General features: G+C 71.6%; 3 protein-coding genes. 2 read left to right on the forward strand and 1 reads right to left on the reverse strand.

Annotation, left to right across the window (positions count from 1 at the left end):
• Window positions 1-810, forward strand: an 810-nt coding sequence (locus VOI19_RS17635; protein ID WP_323794254.1) for an SGNH hydrolase domain-containing protein, incomplete at its 5' end; no start/stop codon positions are given.
• A gap of 51 nt (window positions 811-861) precedes the next feature.
• Here VOI19_RS17635 and npdG read toward each other — a convergent pair.
• The gene (npdG, locus tag VOI19_RS17640) at window positions 862-1,530 is read right to left on the reverse strand and encodes an NADPH-dependent F420 reductase (protein ID WP_323794255.1); all 669 of its coding nucleotides are present in this window, start codon (window positions 1,528-1,530) and stop codon (window positions 862-864) included.
• A 165-nt stretch (window positions 1,531-1,695) separates the two neighbouring features.
• On the opposite strand from npdG, the gene VOI19_RS17645 reads away from it, so the two are divergent.
• On the forward strand, window positions 1,696-2,727 hold the full coding sequence (locus VOI19_RS17645) for an LLM class F420-dependent oxidoreductase (protein WP_323794256.1): 1,032 nt from the start codon (window positions 1,696-1,698) through the stop codon (window positions 2,725-2,727).
• Window positions 2,728-2,781: the final 54 nt, after the last annotated feature.

The following is a 2,781-nucleotide window of genomic DNA, read 5'->3' on the forward strand; positions in this document are numbered from 1 at the left end:
GTCGCCGACGTCGGCGAGTGCAACTACCAGGCTCCGGCCCGTCCGGTCTGCCGGCGCGGGGACGTCGACGCCGACAAGATCATGGTCGTCACCGGCGACTCCCACGCTCGGGCCTGGATCCCCGCCTTCGAGCAGATCGCGCGTGAGGCCGGGTACGCCGCCTACTACTTCGTCAAGCAGCAGTGCACCGCGGCCTTCGTCGATCCCGGCCGGCTGGGCACCGGCGAGCCCTGGCCCGAGTGCGAGGAGTTCCACGACTGGGTCGTCGACCAGGTCGACGAGCTCGAGCCCGACCTCATGGTCGTGGCCACCTCACCGCCGCCCACCGGCGTCTACGACGACTCCGGCCGTCTGCTGACCGACAACGCCGACGTCGCCGAGAACGTGGCGGAGGGCTTCGACGACATGTTCGCTGCCTACCTGCCGCTGGTGGGCCGGATGGTGCTGCTCTCCGACGTGCCCCGACTGCCCGAGGAGCCCGGTGCGTGCCTGGCCAAGCGCGGGGCCGACCTCGGCGACTGCATGTTCCCGCCGACCAGCTGGAGCGAGCGCAACCGGATGATCTCCGAGGATGCAGCCACCCGCGCCGGGGTCCCGTGGGTCAACCCGTCGCCCTGGCTGTGCGCGCAGAACCTGTGCCCCGTGGTGGTCGGCTCGACGATCGCCTACCGCGACCGCGGGCACATCAGCGCGGCCCGCGCCGCCGAGCTCTGGGTGCCGCTCGGTGTCGAGCTCGAGCTGCTCGACGTGGAGGAGAAGGCCCGCGTGGAGCGCTCGGCCGACCCGTCCGCGTCCTCGGCGGGCGGGTAGCCGGACGCAGCCCGCTCGCGGGTCCGCGTCCGACGACCCTCTCGGCCCCGCTCAGAGACCGGAGATGCGCACGCCCGAGTGCGTCTTGTAGCGCTTGTTGATCGAGATCAGCACAGCCGTCAGGGGCTCGAGCTGGCGAGCCAGACGCAGCTTGCCGGCGTCGACGCCGTCGCGGCCGGTGACCGAGCGCGCCAGCTCCATGACGACCTGCTTGGCCTCGACGTCGTCCCCGACGACCAGGATGTCCTCCTCGTCGAGGAAGTCGGCGTCGCCCCACAGCGTGACGGCCGAGACGTGGTGGAACGCGCCCACGACGCGGGACCCGGCCGCGATCCGCTGGGCCGACTCAGCAGCCGAGCCCTCACCACCGTCGACGACACGGCCTGAGGGGCCCTGCTTGTCGAAGGCGAGCGGGTTGACGCAGGAGACGACGATCGTGTCGTCGAGCGGCAGCGTGGCGACCAGCTCGTCGTGCCCGTCGTACGGGATCGCGAGGAGGACGACGTCGGCGCCGGCGCACGCGTCGACGTTGGAGGCTCCGGTGACCTCGCCCGCGCCGTCGACTCCGGCGAGCCGCTCGGTGACCTCGGCCGCGACGGGCACGGCCTTCTCGGCCGCGCGCGAGCCCAGCACGACGGTGTGGCCGTGGCGGGCGAAGCGGTAGCCCAGGCCCTTGCCCTGCGGTCCGGTGCCTCCGATGACGGCGATGCGATAGCTCACGGTGGGTCTCTCCTGGGATAGCTGGATGTCTGGGTGCCCGCGAATCTGGGTCGCCCCGACTATCGCACCCCGGTGTGCGTCCTGGGGGGGGAGTCCCGTCGGCGAACGCTATGGTCACCGTAGGGTCACAGTAGAACTGTCAGAGTCGACACCAAGGAGCCCTCCATGAAGCTGTCCACGATGCTGATGTACGACGGCAACCCCCGCGCAGCGGCCGACCAGGTGGCGTCGTTGGAGAAGGCCGGGCTGGACCTCGTGTGGGTCGCGGAGGCGTACGGCTTCGACTCCCCCACGCTGATGGGCTACCTCGCGGCCAAGACCGAGACCGTCCAGATCGGCGCCGGCATCCTCAACGTCTTCTCCCGCACGCCCGGGGCGCTGCTGCAGACCGCGGCCGGGCTCGACAACGTCTCGGACGGTCGCGCCGTCCTCGGGCTCGGCGCCTCGGGTCCCCAGGTGATCGAGGGCTTCCACGGGATGCCCTACAAGCGTCCGCTCGGGCGCACGCGCGAGGTCATCGACATCGTCCGGCAAGGGCTGCGCCGCGAGCCGCTCGAGCACCAGGGCCGCGACTTCACCCTGCCCCTCCCCGCCGACCAGGGCCTCGGGCTGGGCAAGCCGCTCAAGCTCCTCACCCGCCCCGAGCGGCCCGAGGTCCCGATCTGGGTGGCGGCGCTCGGCGAAAAGAACGTCGAGATGACCGCCGAGGTCGCCGACGGCTGGATCCCGCACCTGTTCTACCCCGAGAAGGCGCACTCGGTCTGGGGCGAGTCGCTCGCCGCCGGGGCCGCGAAGCGCTCGGCCGACCTCGGCCCGCTCCAGGTGACCGCCGGCGGGATGCTGGCCATCGGTGAGGACGTCAAGGGCATGCTCGACTTCGCCCGCCCGATCTTCGCGCTCTACGTCGGCGGCATGGGCGCCAAGGGCAAGAACTTCTACAACGACGTCGCCTGCCAGTACGGCTACGAGGCCGAGGCAGCCGAGATCCAGGACCTCTACCTCAGCGGCAAGAAGAAGGAGGCCGAGGCGCTCATCCCCACCGAGTGGCTCGAGGCCGCGAACCTCGTCGGCCCCCGGTCGTACGTCGAGGAGCGCGTCGCCGCGTTCCGCGAGGCCGGCGTCACCCACCTGCAGGTCATGCCCGCTGCCGCCGACCCTGCCGCCGAGGTCGCGGCGCTGAAGGAGATCGTGTCCTGAGGCCTGGTGCCGCCGCTGGCCTCAGCGCGACAGCGAGCGGGTGATCTCCGCGGT

Source organism: Nocardioides sp., from assembly GCF_034670285.1.
Lineage (GTDB): Bacteria > Actinomycetota > Actinomycetes > Propionibacteriales > Nocardioidaceae > Nocardioides.

Bases quoted from the DNA above. Each gene is read 5' to 3' on its own strand.
- VOI19_RS17645 (WP_323794256.1), top strand. From the start codon at position 1,696: ATGAAGCTGTCCACGATGCTGATGTACGACGGCAACCCCCGCGCAGCG.